Origin of the sequence: Thalassomonas actiniarum (genome assembly GCF_000948975.2) — a bacterium.
Taxonomy (GTDB): Bacteria; Pseudomonadota; Gammaproteobacteria; order Enterobacterales; family Alteromonadaceae; genus Thalassomonas; species Thalassomonas actiniarum.
The window spans coordinates 4,701,306-4,717,048 of sequence record NZ_CP059735.1 but is presented as its reverse complement, the minus strand read 5'-3'; the positions used below and the strand labels follow the sequence as shown (position 1 = coordinate 4,717,048).

Annotated in this window: 18 protein-coding genes; 11 read left to right on the top strand and 7 right to left on the bottom strand. The window is 47.7% G+C overall.

Annotation, left to right across the window (positions count from 1 at the left end; genetic code table 11):
• The first annotated feature begins 72 nt into the window (after positions 1–72).
• Entirely contained in the window at positions 73–672 is a 600-nt protein-coding gene (locus tag SG35_RS20525) for a PEP/pyruvate-binding domain-containing protein (RefSeq protein ID WP_044833326.1), read from the top strand.
• Between the two features lie 81 nt (positions 673–753).
• Positions 754–1,500, top strand: a complete 747-nt coding sequence (locus tag SG35_RS20520; RefSeq protein WP_152646647.1) for a substrate-binding periplasmic protein — start codon at positions 754–756, stop codon at positions 1,498–1,500.
• A gap of 18 nt (positions 1,501–1,518) precedes the next feature.
• Here the strand turns inward: SG35_RS20520 and SG35_RS20515 are convergent, their stop codons facing one another.
• From SG35_RS20515 to SG35_RS20500, 4 genes are all read right to left on the bottom strand, one after another.
• Positions 1,519–2,145, bottom strand: a complete 627-nt coding sequence (locus SG35_RS20515) for a thiol:disulfide interchange protein DsbA/DsbL (protein ID WP_044833324.1) — start codon at positions 2,143–2,145, stop codon at positions 1,519–1,521.
• Between the two features lie 112 nt (positions 2,146–2,257).
• A complete protein-coding gene (locus SG35_RS20510) occupies positions 2,258–3,235 on the bottom strand; it encodes a sensor domain-containing diguanylate cyclase (protein ID WP_044833323.1) in 978 nt (325 codons plus the stop codon).
• Positions 3,236–3,357: 122 nt separating this feature from the next.
• Positions 3,358–3,993 carry a dienelactone hydrolase family protein gene (locus tag SG35_RS20505; RefSeq protein ID WP_053043089.1) on the bottom strand — a complete coding sequence of 212 codons (636 nt, stop codon included), beginning with the start codon at positions 3,991–3,993 and terminating at the stop codon, positions 3,358–3,360.
• 58 nt (positions 3,994–4,051) lie between these two features.
• Positions 4,052–4,666 (bottom strand): fumarylacetoacetate hydrolase family protein, encoded by a 615-nt coding sequence (locus SG35_RS20500; protein WP_044833322.1) that lies wholly within the window; start codon positions 4,664–4,666, stop codon positions 4,052–4,054.
• Positions 4,667–5,014: 348 nt separating this feature from the next.
• On the opposite strand from SG35_RS20500, the gene SG35_RS20495 reads away from it, so the two are divergent.
• The 8 genes from SG35_RS20495 to SG35_RS20460 all read left to right on the top strand — a co-directional run bounded on the left by SG35_RS20495 (position 5,015) and on the right by SG35_RS20460 (position 12,250).
• Entirely contained in the window at positions 5,015–5,338 is a 324-nt protein-coding gene (locus SG35_RS20495; RefSeq protein ID WP_044833364.1) for a hypothetical protein, read from the top strand.
• Positions 5,339–5,385: 47 nt separating this feature from the next.
• Entirely contained in the window at positions 5,386–6,069 is a 684-nt protein-coding gene (locus tag SG35_RS20490) for a helix-turn-helix transcriptional regulator (RefSeq protein WP_044833321.1), read from the top strand.
• A gap of 190 nt (positions 6,070–6,259) precedes the next feature.
• Positions 6,260–6,712, top strand: a complete 453-nt coding sequence (locus SG35_RS20485; protein WP_044833320.1) for a GNAT family N-acetyltransferase — start codon at positions 6,260–6,262, stop codon at positions 6,710–6,712.
• 268 nt (positions 6,713–6,980) lie between these two features.
• Positions 6,981–7,661 (top strand): ABC transporter ATP-binding protein, encoded by a 681-nt coding sequence (locus SG35_RS20480; protein ID WP_044833319.1) that lies wholly within the window; start codon positions 6,981–6,983, stop codon positions 7,659–7,661.
• Positions 7,649–8,647: an HlyD family secretion protein gene (locus SG35_RS20475; RefSeq protein ID WP_044833318.1), complete on the top strand. Its 999-nt coding sequence runs from the start codon at positions 7,649–7,651 to the stop codon at positions 8,645–8,647. The genes SG35_RS20480 and SG35_RS20475 overlap by 13 nt, the downstream gene beginning before the upstream one ends.
• A complete protein-coding gene (locus tag SG35_RS20470) occupies positions 8,640–9,803 on the top strand; it encodes an efflux RND transporter periplasmic adaptor subunit (RefSeq protein ID WP_044833317.1) in 1,164 nt (387 codons plus the stop codon). Before SG35_RS20475 ends, SG35_RS20470 begins: the two co-directional genes overlap by 8 nt.
• Positions 9,800–11,014: an efflux RND transporter periplasmic adaptor subunit gene (locus tag SG35_RS20465; RefSeq protein ID WP_044833316.1), complete on the top strand. Its 1,215-nt coding sequence runs from the start codon at positions 9,800–9,802 to the stop codon at positions 11,012–11,014. The genes SG35_RS20470 and SG35_RS20465 overlap by 4 nt, the downstream gene beginning before the upstream one ends.
• Positions 11,015–12,250: an ABC transporter permease gene (locus SG35_RS20460; RefSeq protein ID WP_044833315.1), complete on the top strand. Its 1,236-nt coding sequence runs from the start codon at positions 11,015–11,017 to the stop codon at positions 12,248–12,250.
• 139 nt (positions 12,251–12,389) lie between these two features.
• Here the strand turns inward: SG35_RS20460 and SG35_RS20455 are convergent, their stop codons facing one another.
• Both SG35_RS20455 and SG35_RS20450 read right to left on the bottom strand, forming a co-directional pair.
• Positions 12,390–13,535 carry a hypothetical protein gene (locus SG35_RS20455; RefSeq protein WP_152646646.1) on the bottom strand — a complete coding sequence of 382 codons (1,146 nt, stop codon included), beginning with the start codon at positions 13,533–13,535 and terminating at the stop codon, positions 12,390–12,392.
• Between the two features lie 128 nt (positions 13,536–13,663).
• Complete coding sequence (locus tag SG35_RS20450) at positions 13,664–14,572, bottom strand: hypothetical protein (protein ID WP_053043086.1); 909 nt, start codon at positions 14,570–14,572, stop codon at positions 13,664–13,666.
• A 250-nt stretch (positions 14,573–14,822) separates the two neighbouring features.
• Between SG35_RS20450 and SG35_RS20445 the strand changes: the two genes are divergently transcribed.
• Positions 14,823–15,200 (top strand): putative zinc-binding protein, encoded by a 378-nt coding sequence (locus SG35_RS20445; protein ID WP_044833313.1) that lies wholly within the window; start codon positions 14,823–14,825, stop codon positions 15,198–15,200.
• 55 nt (positions 15,201–15,255) lie between these two features.
• On the opposite strand, the gene SG35_RS20440 is transcribed toward SG35_RS20445, so the two are convergent.
• Entirely contained in the window at positions 15,256–15,669 is a 414-nt protein-coding gene (locus tag SG35_RS20440) for a VF530 family protein (RefSeq protein ID WP_044833312.1), read from the bottom strand.
• Between the last annotated feature and the right edge of the window lie 74 nt (positions 15,670–15,743).

Here is a 15,743-nt window from a genome sequence, read left to right as displayed (position 1 = left end):
GCGAAAGCATTAAGAAAAACTATACTTTTAGTGCAAATAGGTGATTGTCTCCCACAGGTAAAGGATATTGATATGTCTGCAAATACCCCGGCGAAAATACAGGGCGAATATACCTACAGCTTTACGGAAGTTATCGATAACAGCAATCTACATCTGGTGGAAAATCTTGATGAGCAGCAGCAGGTGCTTGCCAAGATGTCCGATGCCGGACTGTTGGTCGAAGGGACTCCCGGTTTTGTGATCAGCACCCGGCTATTTCATGATTTTATTGAGAAAAATGAACTTGATGAAGCCATTAAGCAGCTGGTGCTGGAATATTCATATGGTGTTGAGACCTTATCTTCTGCTGCCACGGCGATTCGCGCCCTGATTGGTAAAGGGCAATTTACTCAGACACACAACAAGGTGATCACCAGTGCCTACCAGCAGCTAATGGCAGAGCTGAGACAGCCGCAACTTGTGGTGAAAAGCTTTGTTCCAGAAAGCGGCCGTGAAGCTTATGGTTTTGTCGCCCATCAGGAATGCGAGTTAACGGCCATTTGCCCGCAGACCTTGCTCCAGGCCTGCATCGAATGCTTTGCCGCTGTGTATAACGATGCCGCTATCCTTTACCGGGAAGAGCAGGGGATCAGTGCTCCACAAGTGGTGATCTGCGTCAGTGCATCGGATTAGTTTTCCGTCTCCCGTGTTTAGGCTTTTGGCCGACAGCCTATATTGTCCTTGACTATACTGGGATTAAGAAAAGCAAAAACTGTGGCTAAGGCTATGCGTTACCTGGCAGCTTTTTCGGCTGGTTGTTTGTTGTTCACTGCTTTGCCTCTGGCCGCTGAAACCTTAATTGTGACCCTGTTCTCCGGAGAAGTGCCTCCCTACAGCATGAAAATAAATGGCAAGCGGCAGGGCATCACCATAGACTTGTTTACCCTGCTGGCCAAATATACCCCCCATAACTATGTTCTGCATGAAGCCCCTGTGGCGCGGGCAATGCATGAATTCGATCTGGGACGGATAGATATCGAACCCGGGGTAACGCCTGCCTGGCGCCAGCACAGGCCAGTGCCGGGCATTTATAGCATAGTTTATGAGGAGGCAGTGGATGTTATTGTGTTTAAAGAAAAGAATAGATTTGAGCTAAATGAGGTTTCAGATCTTTATGGTAAAACGGTAGGCATTGTCCGGGGCTATTCTTACCCCGGATATAACCAGGCATTTGCCTCGGGTAAGATAAAAAAAGTGGAAAACAGCATAGAAGAGAACCTGCTGAAACAATTGGCGCTGGACAGGATAGAGCAGATTTTTATGGGCTATCGTACCGTGTTGTATTTTAAAAAGCAGGGGGGAGCATTTAAAGATTTAGCCATAGGTGATGTCGTTGGCCGTAACAGTATCAGTCTGCGCCTGCATCCAAGTAAAGCCTATTTATTGCCCGGCATTAATGCCGCCCTGAAAAAAATGCTGGATTCGGGAGAAATACAGGCTATTTTTGATAAATACAAATAGCCTGTAAAGCGGAAAATATCAGGCTTTGTTCAACAAATATTGTACCAGAGCCAGATATTGTTCCTTGCCCTTAATCTTATTGCTGACGGGTTTATATTTGCCGTTAATGATCAAGGTCGGTACCGTGCTGATGCCCTGACTGCGCAGTGCCGAGGTATTTTTCTGCATCTTTTTTTGCGTCATATTGACGGTAAAGCTGTTATAAATCTTGTTGAATTTGTCGCCTTCGACTCCCTGCTCGGCGAACAGCTGCCGGACATCCTGTGGTGAAGAAAAGCCTTTTTTACTGACATGGATACGGTTAAAAATGGCCGGAATAATCGTCTTTTCGAGTCCTAATTGTTTGGCGGTGATCATGGCTTTGGTGAGGGCGCCCTGGATTTCATTGCTTGCGCCGGGCATGCCATTGACATGATTTTTTTTAAAGCTGGCGCCGGGCGGTAAAGAAGCTTTGATTTCCTCCATAAAGGGCTCCTGGCGGAAACAATGGGGACAATAAAAAGAAAAGTATTCGACAATTTCTTTTTTTGTGCTTTTTTGTCCTTCAATCTCAATATAATGCTCACCTAAGGTAAATTCCTGCGCCATGACAGTGGTGACTGAAGCGACGGTAAGCGCCAGTGATAAGAATATTTTTTTGAGCATGTAAATTCCCTGATAATTGTTATAAGTAGGATGGTTCTATCAGGAAATAATTTACACTAAGTGATTTGTTTTTAAACCGTGACTCATGAATAAGCCTTGAGCTATTTTGTAACTAAACTTGACTGTCGGTGACCGTTGAGGATTTTTTCTGATGATACATCCGGGTATCCGCCTGTTTGAGCAAGTCGGCTATCGAGCAGTTGCCATCCGCTGTTACCGCCACTACGCCGTCGCTAAAGTCCAGGTTATATTTCTTGTTGGCCTGGCGGTTATAGCGCTTGAGTTCCTCGCGAAAGCGTAAAATGGACTCCCGGGCGAAGGTTTCATCCGAATGGGTCAATAACACCACAAATTCATCACCGCCAAGGCGGGCGATAATATCCGATTCCCTGAAGCAGGAACGCATGAGCCGGGAAAAAATCTTCAGGGCCTGATCCCCTTCTTCGTGGCCAAAATTATCATTAATGGCTTTGAAACCATTGAGATCAAAATAGGCCAGGGACAAAGACAAGTGAGCCCGGGCCGACAGGGTCAGGGCTTTTTCTGCCAGGGTCAGGAAGCCGCGGCGGTTGGCAATGCCGGTGAGTTCATCGACCGTGGCCAGGTGCACCGCAGCCAATTCCCGCTCGGCTAATTCTGCCAGGTCTTTTAACAGCATAAGGTCTTCGCTGTCTAAGGTTCTGGGACGGGTGTCGGTAATGCACAAGGTACCCAAAATCGTGCCGTCGAGAAAATGTAGCTGGCTGCCGGCGTAAAAACAGATATACGGCGGTCCGGTCACCAGGGGGTTATCGACAAAGCGCGGGTCTGCGCTAGCATCGGGAATAATAAAGGGATCGTCTTGCAAGATGGCATGACCGCAAAAGGAGATCTCGCGGGGTGTTTCTCTGATTGCTATGCCGATGCGGGCTTTAAACCATTGGCGCTTATCATCGACTAAGCTCACCATGGCATTGGGGACATTAAAGATTCTTTTTGCCATGCGAGTCAGGCGATCGAACCTGTCTTCTGGCGGTGTATCGAGAATATTTAAGGCATGCAGGGTTTTTAAACGTCTTGTTTCATTCTCGGGCTGTTGCGGGCTTTGCATGGCAGGACTCTTGAGCTAATGACGCCTAACCTAGAGTTTATACCAAAGAGATAAAGTCGCCGGGGAGAAATAAATGGCTAAGTATTTCCCCCGGCGAGCATGCTAAGTTTTTGATGATGACGTTATAACGTTTGTGTTATCTGCTTTGGCAGTAATATGTGCTGCAGTGCCTGTGGCGGCAACCGCATATTTTCACCGCTTAGCTGGCCAAAATAATGATTGGCCGCTGCCTGGTGGTAATTAACCGACAAGGGATTCATAAAGCCGTGAGCAAACGGGGTCCGGATACAACAGACACGGGGTTTTTCCGTTAAGCAGCTGATAACCTTATCAAGCGCAAAGTGCTGCTCGTTGCGGGGGAAAACCAGGGTGACCGGGCAGCGGGGATTAATATCCAGGTGGTGGCGAATTTGTCCCGGATAAAAACCGATCAAATGTCGAACAACCATTTCCTGTGCACAGCCGGGGGAAAGTTTATCTAGGGCCTTGTACGCGGCAGCGGCGCCGACACTAAAACCCAGAATCACTTTTTCCCGGCTGCTGTCAGCCAGGGCTGCTGATATCTGGCTGACATAGGCTTCAAAGCCGCAATCGAGATTAAAGCGCTGATAAGCGATTTGTTCGCTGGTAAACTCTTGTTTTTCCCCCTGGTAGGGGTCGATAATTTGTACCCGGCATCCACACCTTTCCAGTTGTTGCCGGTAGGCAAACAGCTTGTCGGTAACCCCGAAAATATCTGTAATAATAAAGGTTTGCATTAAGCGGTTTTATCCTTGCACTATTAGCTTTGATTAAGGTTTTTTATTTAGCTGCCTGCTAACGGGCCAGCCAGGTTTTGCTGAGCAGGGGGTGGCCATTGGCACTAACCTTGCCGGTAAAGACATCTCCCGGATTAACTTGACCGACACCTTTTGGCGTGCCTGTCATCACGATATCGCCGTCACTTAAACTCATAAAACTTAAGATTTCTTCTTGTATCTCCCGGGGTTTATAGATCATCAATTCGATATTGCCTGCCTGCACCTTGATGTCATTAATGGTGAGTTCAAAGCTGAGCTGCTCAAGATCATCATCGGCTAATTCGACAAAGTCACTAAAGAGTGCCGAGCCGTCAAAAGCTTTTGCCCGCTCCCAGGGTAAGCCCTTATTTTTTAACTGGCTTTGTAAAGTGCGCTTGGTCAGATCTAAGCCTATCGCTACCGCAAAAAAACGATTATTTTGCACCAGAAAACATAATTCGGCTTCATAATGCAAAGGTTCCTGGTCAAAGGCGGATAGCTCAGGGGAGATGGCGGAGTTAGGCTTTAAAAACAGTACCATATTATCGGGCACTTCATTATTGAGCTCATGGATATGATCGACATAATTTCTGCCGACACAAATGATTTTTGAAGGGGTAAAAAGTTGATCGGAACAACTGACTGAATTCATATTTTCTCCTGAAGGGATAATGCAGGCCCCTAGTTTACTGCTTTTTCATTGCCGCAGCTTATTTATCTATTAACTTATCACTATTGCCCATTTGAATTTAGCCTTTAGCCCTGTCCTTTGAAGATTGACTTTACATGCCGGCAATAAAATCAGCACCATGATTTTCAGTTCTTTTTAATTGTTTGATCTCTCCTGACATCATGCTGTCAGGAGAGGGGCATTATGCTGTTGGGGTCCGGACAACAAGATGAATGACTGCGCATTATTATTGTGCATTTGTTGTGAACTAATAACGCATTGTTATTTATGTTTAATTTTTTAAAAGAAAAAGAATCTCAGGAGTCAATTATGCAAAACACAGTGATCGAAATGGTTTCCTATAAATTAAAAGCGGGTGTCAGCAGGCAGGATTTAGAGGCCACCCAGGAACAGGTGAACCGTTTTTTACAAACCCTGGAAGGTTTTATGTACCGCTCAGTTGCTGAAAATGAGTCCGGGGTATTATATGATGTCGTTTACTGGCAGGATATGGCATCGGCAAAAGCGGCGGATGAAGCTTTTATGACACATGCCGCCGGTAAGGCGTTGATGGCTATTGCCGATGAGCAATCGGTCAGCATGTCCCATATGGAGGTATTAAGCCAGGCACAGGGACAATGTAGCGCCAGTTAACTGTGCTGTTTAACCTTACATTAGTCACAAGATACTGATCCACTCTCATGCGTAAAGCCGAACGTTTATTTCAAATTCTTAATATTTTGCGGGGGCGTCGCTCTGTTATCACCGCTTTGCAGCTGGCCCAGCGGCTGGAGGTTTCGGAGCGCACCATTTACCGGGATATGCAGGCGCTGGTGTTATCCGGTATACCGATAGAATCGGAAGCCGGTATAGGTTATCGCCTGGCGCCCAAATTTGCCATTCCGCCGCTGATGTTTGATGAGCATGAACTGGAGGCTTTACTCTTGGGGGTACGTATGGTGCAAAGCTGGAGCGGCGAGAAAATGGGCAGCGCCGCCGACAGCGCCTTGCATAAGATTCACTCGGTGTTGCCGGACGAATTGCACCGCCAGTATGTGCAGCAACCGGAATGGCTGATAGTACCGGCGCTGCACCGGGAATATAGTGCCCGCAACAGCGATGAAATACAGGCGGGCATAAAGAATAAAAGCAAATTGCGGCTGCACTACCGCCGTGAAGATGGCCAGGAGTCACAGCGCACCGTCTGGCCGCTTGGCCTGGTGTTTTGGGGCAGCACCTGGACCCTGATCGCCTGGTGTGAAATCCGCGATGATTACCGTATGTTCCGCCTGGATCGGGTGGCGCAATTAACCACCTTATCCGAAACTTTTATCACCACAGATACCTGTAACCTGCAGCATTACTGGCAAAATGCCACTCCCTAAGCACAAAGTCGGCAGGATTCTTCCTGCCCGTCAACAATTGCTATTAATCCTGGTCAACAATAATGTTAGTATGGGCGGCGCTATTGATGAGGCTAAGGGGCAGTCAAAGCGGTGATTTGGGCTGGAATAGCATTGCAAGTGTCGTAATATCTTCGGGAGTTTTCCGGGAAAAGTGAGTCGTTAACAGAAAATGAAATTTACCATAGGTTTTAGGAAGGCAACCGAACAAGACATTGAATTTTTGCTGGATCTGCGCCGAAAAACTATGAGCCCGCACCTGAGAACAGCGGGTATTTTTATGTCCGAAGAGCAGCACCTGGAGCGTATTCATGAGTTCTTTAACGATTCTCATATTATTTTACGTGACCGCAAACCCATAGGCTTGCTAAAACTGGGCATGAAACCCGGCAGTTTGCATATTCGCCAGTTGCAGATACTGCCCAAGTGCCAGGGCATGGGGATCGGCAGCAAGGTTTTGGCTGTGGTGAAAAAAAGGGCACTGCAATTGTCTGTACCGATCACGTTAAATGTTTTACTCGATAATCCGGCGCGTGCCCTGTATATACGCCACGGCTTTCAAATCACCAAAAAAACCAAGCTGGAATACCAGATGTTATGTCCGCTGGCGGTGATCGCCGCATAAACCGTCATGAGCGGATGTAATCCGGTGTAATTTCCCTAACCCCAAGAAGTTGCTGCTTTTTATGTCAGCTGGCGCGGCAGGTGAAAAAAGGGAGTTTCCATTAAAGTGGTTATTCGCTATATTAACCGATTAATTCTCATGGAATTAACTTTTTACTAACATTTTTATTTTCCCTTTTTTTCGGAGATGCGTTATCACCGGACGGGCTTAATGCAACAAAAGTAAATGGATAAATCCGGATATCAGGGTAATAAGGACTAACGAATAAATGATCCGAATAGAGAAGTTAAATCGGGTATATGGTAGCGGTGAAACCCAGGTGCGGGCACTGAGTGATGTTTCCTTAAGCATCAGTGAAAATGAGTTTGTCGCCATCATGGGCACGTCGGGTTCGGGTAAATCTACCCTGATGAATGTGCTCGGTTGTCTCGATAGCCCGAGCTCAGGTGAGTATTTACTTTCCGGCGAGTCTGTTAAGGATATCGACGATGAGCAGCTGTCAAAAATCCGCAATGAAAAAATAGGCTTTATTTTCCAGACCTTTCACTTGTTGCCGCGTTTAACCGCCCTGGACAATGTTATTTTACCCCTGCGCTACAGTGAACTTGACGCCGAGCAGGCGCGGCAAAGGGGGGAGGAAATGCTGGCTAAGGTGGGCTTATCTGCCAGGGCCCATCATAAACCTTTTGAGATGTCGGGGGGGCAGAGGCAAAGGGTGGCGATTGCCCGTGCTTTGGTTAATTGTCCCAAAGTAATTTTTGCCGATGAGCCTACCGGCAATCTGGACAGTAAAACCTCACTTGAAATCATGCAGCTGTTGCTTGATTTACATCAGCAGGGACAAACGATCGTTATGGTTACCCATGAAGAGGACATCGCCGCTTATGCCCAGCGGGTGATCCGGATGAAAGACGGTGTGGTTATCGAGGATCGCCCATGTATCAATTAACGTTAATGCTGTGCTGGCTCACGGTAACTGTGCTGGCAAGCACTGCGGCCCCTGCCCAAGCCCGTGGCCTGCTGCTGACCGGGCAAGTAAAGGCCAGCGACAACCAGACTTTTTATTCCCCGAAAACCGACAACTGGCGGGTGCAGCTGCAATGGCTGTTGCCGGAAGGTGAAATTGCCGAAAAAGGCGATTTGGTGGTGGTATTTGACAGCGGCAATATCCAGTCGCAAATCGAACAGGAACAAGTGAGTTTGATCAGTGCCGAGGAAGAGCTGAAACGCCTGAGAAATAAAGGCGAGCAGAAGATACTCGAAGCGGGTTACGGGCTAAAAAAAGAAAAACTGCTGCTGGAAAAAGCCCGCCTCGATGCCGGCATTCCCCGTGCTCACCTGAGCAGTTATGATTATGAAAAAAATCAATTGGCCCTGGAAAAAAGCCTGGTGGCCAGCGCCAAGGCAGAAGAAGAGCTGGCACAGGCAAAGGTGGCCCATGAAGTGGCCATAGCCAAGCAAACCCTGAAAATAACCCGGCATAAAGACACTTTGGCTTACCGGCAGGGCAAGCTGGAGAAAATGAGCCTTTATGCCGAGCGCACCGGGCCGGTGCTTTATGGCTATCACCCCTGGAACGGGGAAAAGATTTTTGTCGGTATGACGGCGCAGCCTTCCTGGGCCATTGCCGAAATCCCCTCGTTAACCGGCCTTTATGTCGAATCCTGGGTACATGAAGTGGATTACAACCGGCTCAAGCTGGGGCAGAAACTGCAGCTAGTGTTTGATGCTTTCCCGCAAAAGCCCAGGGTGGCCACTTTAACCGAGTTATCGACCCAACCGGAAGAGCGTAAAGAGTGGGGTAATGACGTTTATTTTCGTGCGGTATTCAGTTTCCCGGCGGATGAACAGTTAAAGCTGTTACCCGGTATGAGCGCCCAGCTGGAGCTGGTGTCATCACAGATAAAGGGATCAGAGGGAGAGCGCAGTGAATAAATACTTAGTAACCTTGTTTGGCTCCTTGCTGCTTGTGGGCTGCGGTGAAGAAGTCACTACCGAGCGGGTCAAGCAGGAAACCGTGGAAGTTTTTGTTGCCGCCAGCGGTGAACTGGAGTCCCGCCAGGTGAGTGTTATCGCGCCGCCTTCGGTGGAGAGCATGTGGCAATATCAAATCAAGCAGCTGGTGCCGGAAAATACCAAGGTCTCCAAAGGCCAGGTGGTGGTTTCCTTTGACGATAAAAAAGTCAGTGAACGTTTACTTGAAAAGCAGGCGGAGCTTGACCGGGCGCAGCAGGAGCTGGAAAACAAGCAGCTCAGGGAAGTGGAAACCGAAGAGGAATTAACCCTGAAGGTGGCCCAGATGCAAATGGAGTATGAAAAAGCCAAGCGCAAGGCCGAAATCATTGATAACTCCCGCTCTGATATTGACCGGAAAAAAGCACAAATTGACTTTACCATAGCGGAGAATGATCTTGCCCTGGCAAAGAGAAAGCTGCTTTACCAGCAGGAAACCAAAGCCCTCAATATCAAACTGGCCCAGGGTAAAGTCGCCCGGTTAACATCAGAAGTTGATGCTTTTCTCAGTGATATCGAAAAGCTTAAAGTCAAGGCGCCGCGCGATGGCATGGTGATATATAAAGCCAACTGGGAAGGGGAAAAGCCTGCAGTCGGTGAAACGGTGCGCTTTGGCCAGGGGGTGATGGAAATTGCCGTACTCGAACAAATGCAGTTAACCGCCCAGGTGAGTGAGGCTGAAAGTGGCAAGATTGCCGTCGGTCAATTGGTAAAAGTGTATTTAGGCACGGCGCAGGAGCTGATTTACCGCGGCCGGGTGCAAAGTTTAGGCAAGGTTTTTCGGGATAAGTCACATCAGGACAAGCGGCGGATTTTTGATGTCATTGTCGAATTTGAACAAACCGATATTGAGGTGATGCGCCCGGGTATGACGGCGCGGGTGGAGGTGATCACCGAAACCTTGGATGATGTCTTAACCATCTCCCAGCAGGCGGTGAAAAATTCCGGCGGCGAGAATATCGTGGTAAAAAGCACCTTAACCGCGAACAAGGATGAGGTCATTTCTATCAGCCATGTGCTGGGGGCTAAGGTCGTCGTGGATAAAGGTTTAGCCGCCGGCGATGAGGTGGTGTTATGAGCAGGTTTAGAGTAAAGCGTGTATGCTCCCGCCTGGCTTTGTTGAGTTTACTCGGCATCAGTCTGACCGGCTGCGGCCAAAGCAGCAAAAGTGACAACTTGTACCGGGTGGAGAAGCAAAGCTTTGAGATCAAAGTGCCCGCCGAGGGAGAGCTTTTTGCCGCTAAAGCCACAGTGATCAGTGCCCCCATGGGAGGGCGTGGTCCCCAGAACCTTGCCTGGCTGGCTCCGGAATATTCCCAGGTCAAGGCCGGGGATATTATCGCCCGCTTTGACGGTGAAGCCATGCAAAGGGAAAGCAAGGAAAAAACCAATGACATGTCGATCACCGAGCAAGACATCATAGAAAAATCTGCTGCCCTGAACCAGGAACTTAGCGCCATTAACCAGGATATCGGCGTAGTGTTTCAGGAAAAAGGTTTTGCCGAGCAATTCTCTATCGACGATATCCGGATCCGCTCGAAACTGGAGATATTGGACTCATTGCAAAACACGGTTTTCCTTGGCGCTAAGCAGCATTACCTTAAGTGGAAAAAAGACAGTTTCGAGCAAAGCTCACAGGGGGATATCGGCCTGCTGGAAATGAAACGCTCCCAACAAAGCAGTAAAATTTCCCAGCTTAGCGAGAGTTTATCCCGGCTGGAAATTAAAGCGCCCCATGATGGCTTGCTGACCTATAAAACCAACTGGCGCGGCGAAAAGCCCAGGGCGGGAAAATCCCTGTGGCCGGGGCAAAAAATTGCCGAACTGCCGGATGTCAGTGAAATGAAAGCCAAGCTGTTTGTTTTTGAACATGAAGCCATAGGCTTAACTGCCGGGCAGGAAGTTAATCTGGTATTAAATGCCTTTGTCGATAAGCCGTTTGCCGGTGTGGTCGAGAGCGTAGCGCCGTTTCCCGCCTCTATTAAACGCGGCGATCCGCAAAAATATTTTGAAGTCGTGGTCAGCCTGAATAAGCAGCAAGCAGATTTGTTTGTGCCGGGGCGTAAACTCAGCGCCAGCATTACCGTGACCCCAAGTGCAGATAAAATGATAGTGCCGCTGCAAAGCGTGTTTATTGAAGATAATCAACCTTATGTTTACCTGTTTACCAAGGGGGAATACCAGCGCCGGAACATCACGCTGGGCCAGTCGAGCCTGAGCCATGTGGAAGTACTCTCCGGGCTGGAGCCAAACCAGAAAATTGCCCTGATCAAGATAGAGGACGTATAAATGAAGTATATGGCTATTTTGGCAGATACTCTGGCGGAGCTTGCCCAGCATAAGCTAAGAACCTTGCTGACCCTGCTCGGCATGATTTTCGGCGTCGGCGCTGTGATCGCCATGCTCAATATCGGTGAAGGGGCGGAGCGCGAAGCCCTGAGCATGATTGACAGTATGGGACTGCATAATTTGATAGTGACCGGCAAAACCTTTGAGGAAAATGAGCTTAAAGAGCAGCGCAAACATTCCCGGGGCCTGAGTTTGCGGGACGGGGAAATCGGGGTCAGCGCCTTGCCTTTTATCGAGGCTTTCAGCGCGCAAAAAGAGATAGATACCTACAGTATTTTCAGTGCTAAAGGCAAAAGCGACGGCGATGCCCTTGGGGTTAGCGCCAGCTTTTTTGAGTTGTCTAAATTTGCCCTGTTTCAGGGACGTTATCTTGATAGTGCTGATGAGCAGGCTTTTGCCCAGGTGGCGGTGCTGGGGTCATCAAGCGCCAAACAATTATTCCCTTTGGGCAATGCCGTCGGCCAGAATATTAAGATCAACCATTTGTGGTTTAAAGTGGTGGGGGTGCTTGAAGCGCCGTTTTTGAAAAAAGAAGAGTTTCAGGGCATCAAACTCGGCGGCGAGCAAAACCAGGTGTTTATTCCGCTGAGCGCCGCCATCCATAAGTTTCCTGCCAAGCAGTTGGTCAGTGAAGTCAGCAGCTTGAAATTTAAAGTGAATAAGGATATCGATCCTATCGAGGCGGCGAAGGCGGTCAACCATCTGCTCAACCGCCGTCATAACGACGTTGATGATTTTGATATTACTATTCCCGCCGCCTTGCTGGCGCAGCAAAAACAAACCCAGCAAATTTTTAATATCGTGATGTCTTGCGTAGCCGGTATTTCTTTGCTGGTCGGCGGTATAGGCATTATGAATATCATGTTGGCCACGGTACTGGAGCGTACCAAGGAAATCGGCCTATTACGGGCGGTGGGGGCGACGCAAAAAGATATCCGGCTGCAGTTTGTCGCCGAGAGTTTTACCATCTCTATTTTAGGCGGCCTGCTCGGGGTAGTATTCGGTATTTTGTTGTCTGAATTGATCTCCCTTTATTCCCAGTGGGCGGTTTACTGGTCGCTGAGTGCCATCGTCTTATCCTTTAGCATTTGTGCTATGGTGGGGATTATTTTTGGCGTATATCCGGCAATTAAAGCATCAAAACTTGATCCCATAGATGCCTTGCAAAGTGATTAGTTGTTGAGGACGGGTTGGCGTTTACTTGCCTGTTTGTTGGTGGCTAATTAAGGGCAGGAGTAACCTGCCTGTTTGATGCTATTGCCGGCCATAGACAAGGCCGGCACAACTCACACCTGGTTAAGTTTAGCTGTTTTAGCTACTTTTCCTGTGAAGCTTCGTCGCCGACCATACCTGGCTCTGGGCTGTAGGACGGCCCCTGAGCCTGGTCGTATGACTGCACATCTTCATTGTCTTTATAGGTTCTGGCGACCCTTTCCTGTAGAGTTTTTGAGGCGCATGCAATATCGGGTGTTGAATTATATTGCGGTGCGGAAACCCGGTAGTTTCGGTATAGCGACGGATCTTCACAGGGTTCGCCATTTTCGATCGCTTTAATGAGGTTGTAAGTTTCACGGGCGGTCACATAATGCAGACAGTAGTTTTCGCCGTCATTATATTTGCTTTCCAGGTAAGTAAAGATATCGTCCATTTCCTGCCCCAATACCGCATCGCCGTCGGTTGCGCCATGGGTGTGCATTTTAACAAAAACCCAGTCTTCCTTGCCTTTAACTGAGATGGCCGAGCGGATGCAGGCATCTATTCTGTTGGGTTTGAGCGGGGTGTGGCCGGCAATTTCATCGCCGGATACACGCAACTTAGACCATTTTTGATCTCTAAAGTAGGGAAAGGTCGGCCCCTGAACTATCATCAGATCTTTGGGGTCGCACTGGCCGTTTGCCGCCACCCTTTTACCTGTATCATGGGACTTAGGTTTAGTGGGATCGTCTTTAGCGTAAAAAATGGAGTTAATTTGCGTCGGGGTCGCCTCGTTAGGCGACGGGAAGGTATAGTCGGCATAACAGCCGGTTTCTTTTAATATGCTGATCTCATCATTAACACCGCAGAACTGGTTATTTCTGGCATTATCCAGCGCCCAGTCCCCGTGAATAAAGCCATAGGCAGTTTTACCGTTTTCTTTGCCAAAAATACCGAATTGAGAAAACTCTTCCAGACAAAGCTTTATCGTTTCCCTGAGGTTCTCTGAGGTATCGGGACAATGTTTACCATGGTGCAAATGCAGCTCAACTTCGCCATAACCCTGTTCACAGAGGCTGACAACGTCTCTTAAGTAGTAGTCTTTATGGTAGTGGGGGGGAATAAACCAGGTTCTGGTTGGCGGTAAACCTTCGCTGTCTTTATGTTTATCGGCAAGTTTTGGGTAGTCTGTCAGTAGTCTGTTGACCCTCTCCCTTGCTTCCTGATCGGATACATTGTCTGTGCCGGGCTCGTAATGATCTGTCATACAAAAAAATACGTGTATGGGCTGCTTTTTTTTAGTGAGCCTGTGAAATTTTATGGCATTAGGCACCCATTGCAAGAGGACGCGGGCCATGAATAATATTTTTTTTAGCATGCTGCTTTTATCTCGAATTAGTTTACTACTGCTTTATGTTCGTCGCCGGGGTTGGCTTTGACATATTCATCAGCCCAGGCAATCAGTGCTTCACGGGGCCAGACAAGCAAGTAGGACTGGGGAGTATATTTACCTTCTTCGTATAGTTTCAGCCGGGATTTGGATTTGCTGATGGCATTGCCGGTTTCATCTTTTCCCATATAAAAGCTTTTAGCCCCGTTTTGTAATGGGATAGATTGCAGATACATGAGTCGCGGGCTGATATCGGCCAACTGGGGATCATAAAACCAGCTAATACCAAAGAATCCTTTGACTTTCGGGTTTACTTTCATCATCTGGGCCAACCTGACATAACAGTCGTTCCAGCCCTGTTCATTAAAGCGACCGAGCTCAGGGGTATAGGTATGGATTTGATAATAGCCCTTACTGCCTCCGTGTGCGGCGAGAAATGACAGAAAGGAAAGGGTTCCCAAACGGTTTAAATGGATACCCTGCTTGGCGCTGAAACCTGAGTAGTTTTCACTGATTTGTGCCCCGGCAGGAAACATGAGTTGCCTGGCCATGGCAAGCTCCTTCCAATAGACATCAAGCTTTTGCTCGCCCCAGCCGTCACTATTTTCACAATTGCTCAGAATGCGGTTAAAGATGATCTGATATTGATCTAAAACCGATTGGCTATAATTGGCAGGCGTAAAGTCGTCCCAGTTTTCAATGAGGCAGCTGAGTATGACAATTTTTTTGAATGCTTCCTGAGCCGCTACTGCCTTGATTTGCCCTAAGGCTTTTTTCATGTATACCGGCTGATATTCCACTATGGTGTTGGGCTGATATTGTTTTAGTTCTTGTAAAGCCGGTGCTATTTGATCTGAATACTGGAAGTCACCTTTAAGGTTTTCTAATAGATCTTTAAATTGTTGGAGGAGCATTTTAATCCATTACTTTAAAAGTTAAATTTCAGGATTATTCTACATAAGCCTTTACTTGTTAACAATGTCTAAGGGAATTGTAATATTTATCCCGTTGACGGATAAGATAAGCCCTGGAGGGAGTGTTTTGACGATGGAATGACCCAAGTTGCTAATTTTATAGCTAATATAAGAAAGCTTGATCCTGATCAATGCCGTTTTTACTTGGGTCGTTACAATGGTTAGCATGCGAGAATTGTGAGAGTTGAACATGACAGTGGTTAAAAACCCCATCGTTTATTCCTGCTCGGGTTGCTCCAACCTGGCACAGATAGCACATGATATTTCTTCAATGCTGGACAGTGACGGTATTGCAGAAATGTCTTGTATTTCAGGCGTGATCGGCAAAGTGAAACCGGTAGCCGAGTTAGCTTATTCCGGCCGTCCCATTATTGCCATTGACGGTTGCGGTCTCGGTTGCACTAAAGCTTGCTTAAGTGCCTGTGATTTGACCCCCGAATTTTATTTTGACATCAGCCGCTTTGGTTTTGAAAAACGCGGCAAGGATGAAAACTCGCTGATCGAGAACAGTGTTGCCCTGGAGAATATCTATGGTGAACTGCGTAAATCGGGGATCACCTTTCCTTAAACACTTATCTTACAGCATGCAGGAGCTTATTGTCAGCTCCTGACTGTTTGCTTTGCTACTTACCCCAATTAGCCCAGGGATTTGCAGCACTTGAGGCTTTTTCCCTGGATTTCTTTGCTTTTTTCTGGCGCAGGCGTTCCGCGTCTTCAAAGCTTAATACCGCAGGTTCTTTCGGCTTTTGATGGGCCGGAATAATGCGTTCGCGCGGCGGTAATTGGAATTGTTCACTGTCTGCCCTGGGCAGGTTTTTAAACTGATAGAGGTAAAAGGCTTCTACTTTTTCCCTGGCCCAGTCGGTTTTCTTCAGGAACTTGATGCTTGAAGCTATGCTGGGCTTGGTTTTAAAACATTTCAGATTCAAATAGGCGTGTAATATTTCCCAGCCATATTGGTCTACTATTTCTGTTAGCAGTGTCTCCAGTTTCAGGCCATGCAGCGGGTTATTTAAATATTTGTTTTCTGTGTTCATGTTACTACCTGAATGTTAGCGGGGCAGGGGTTATCTGTCTTGAATACCGTTATTATAAATTTTACTTGTGGGAT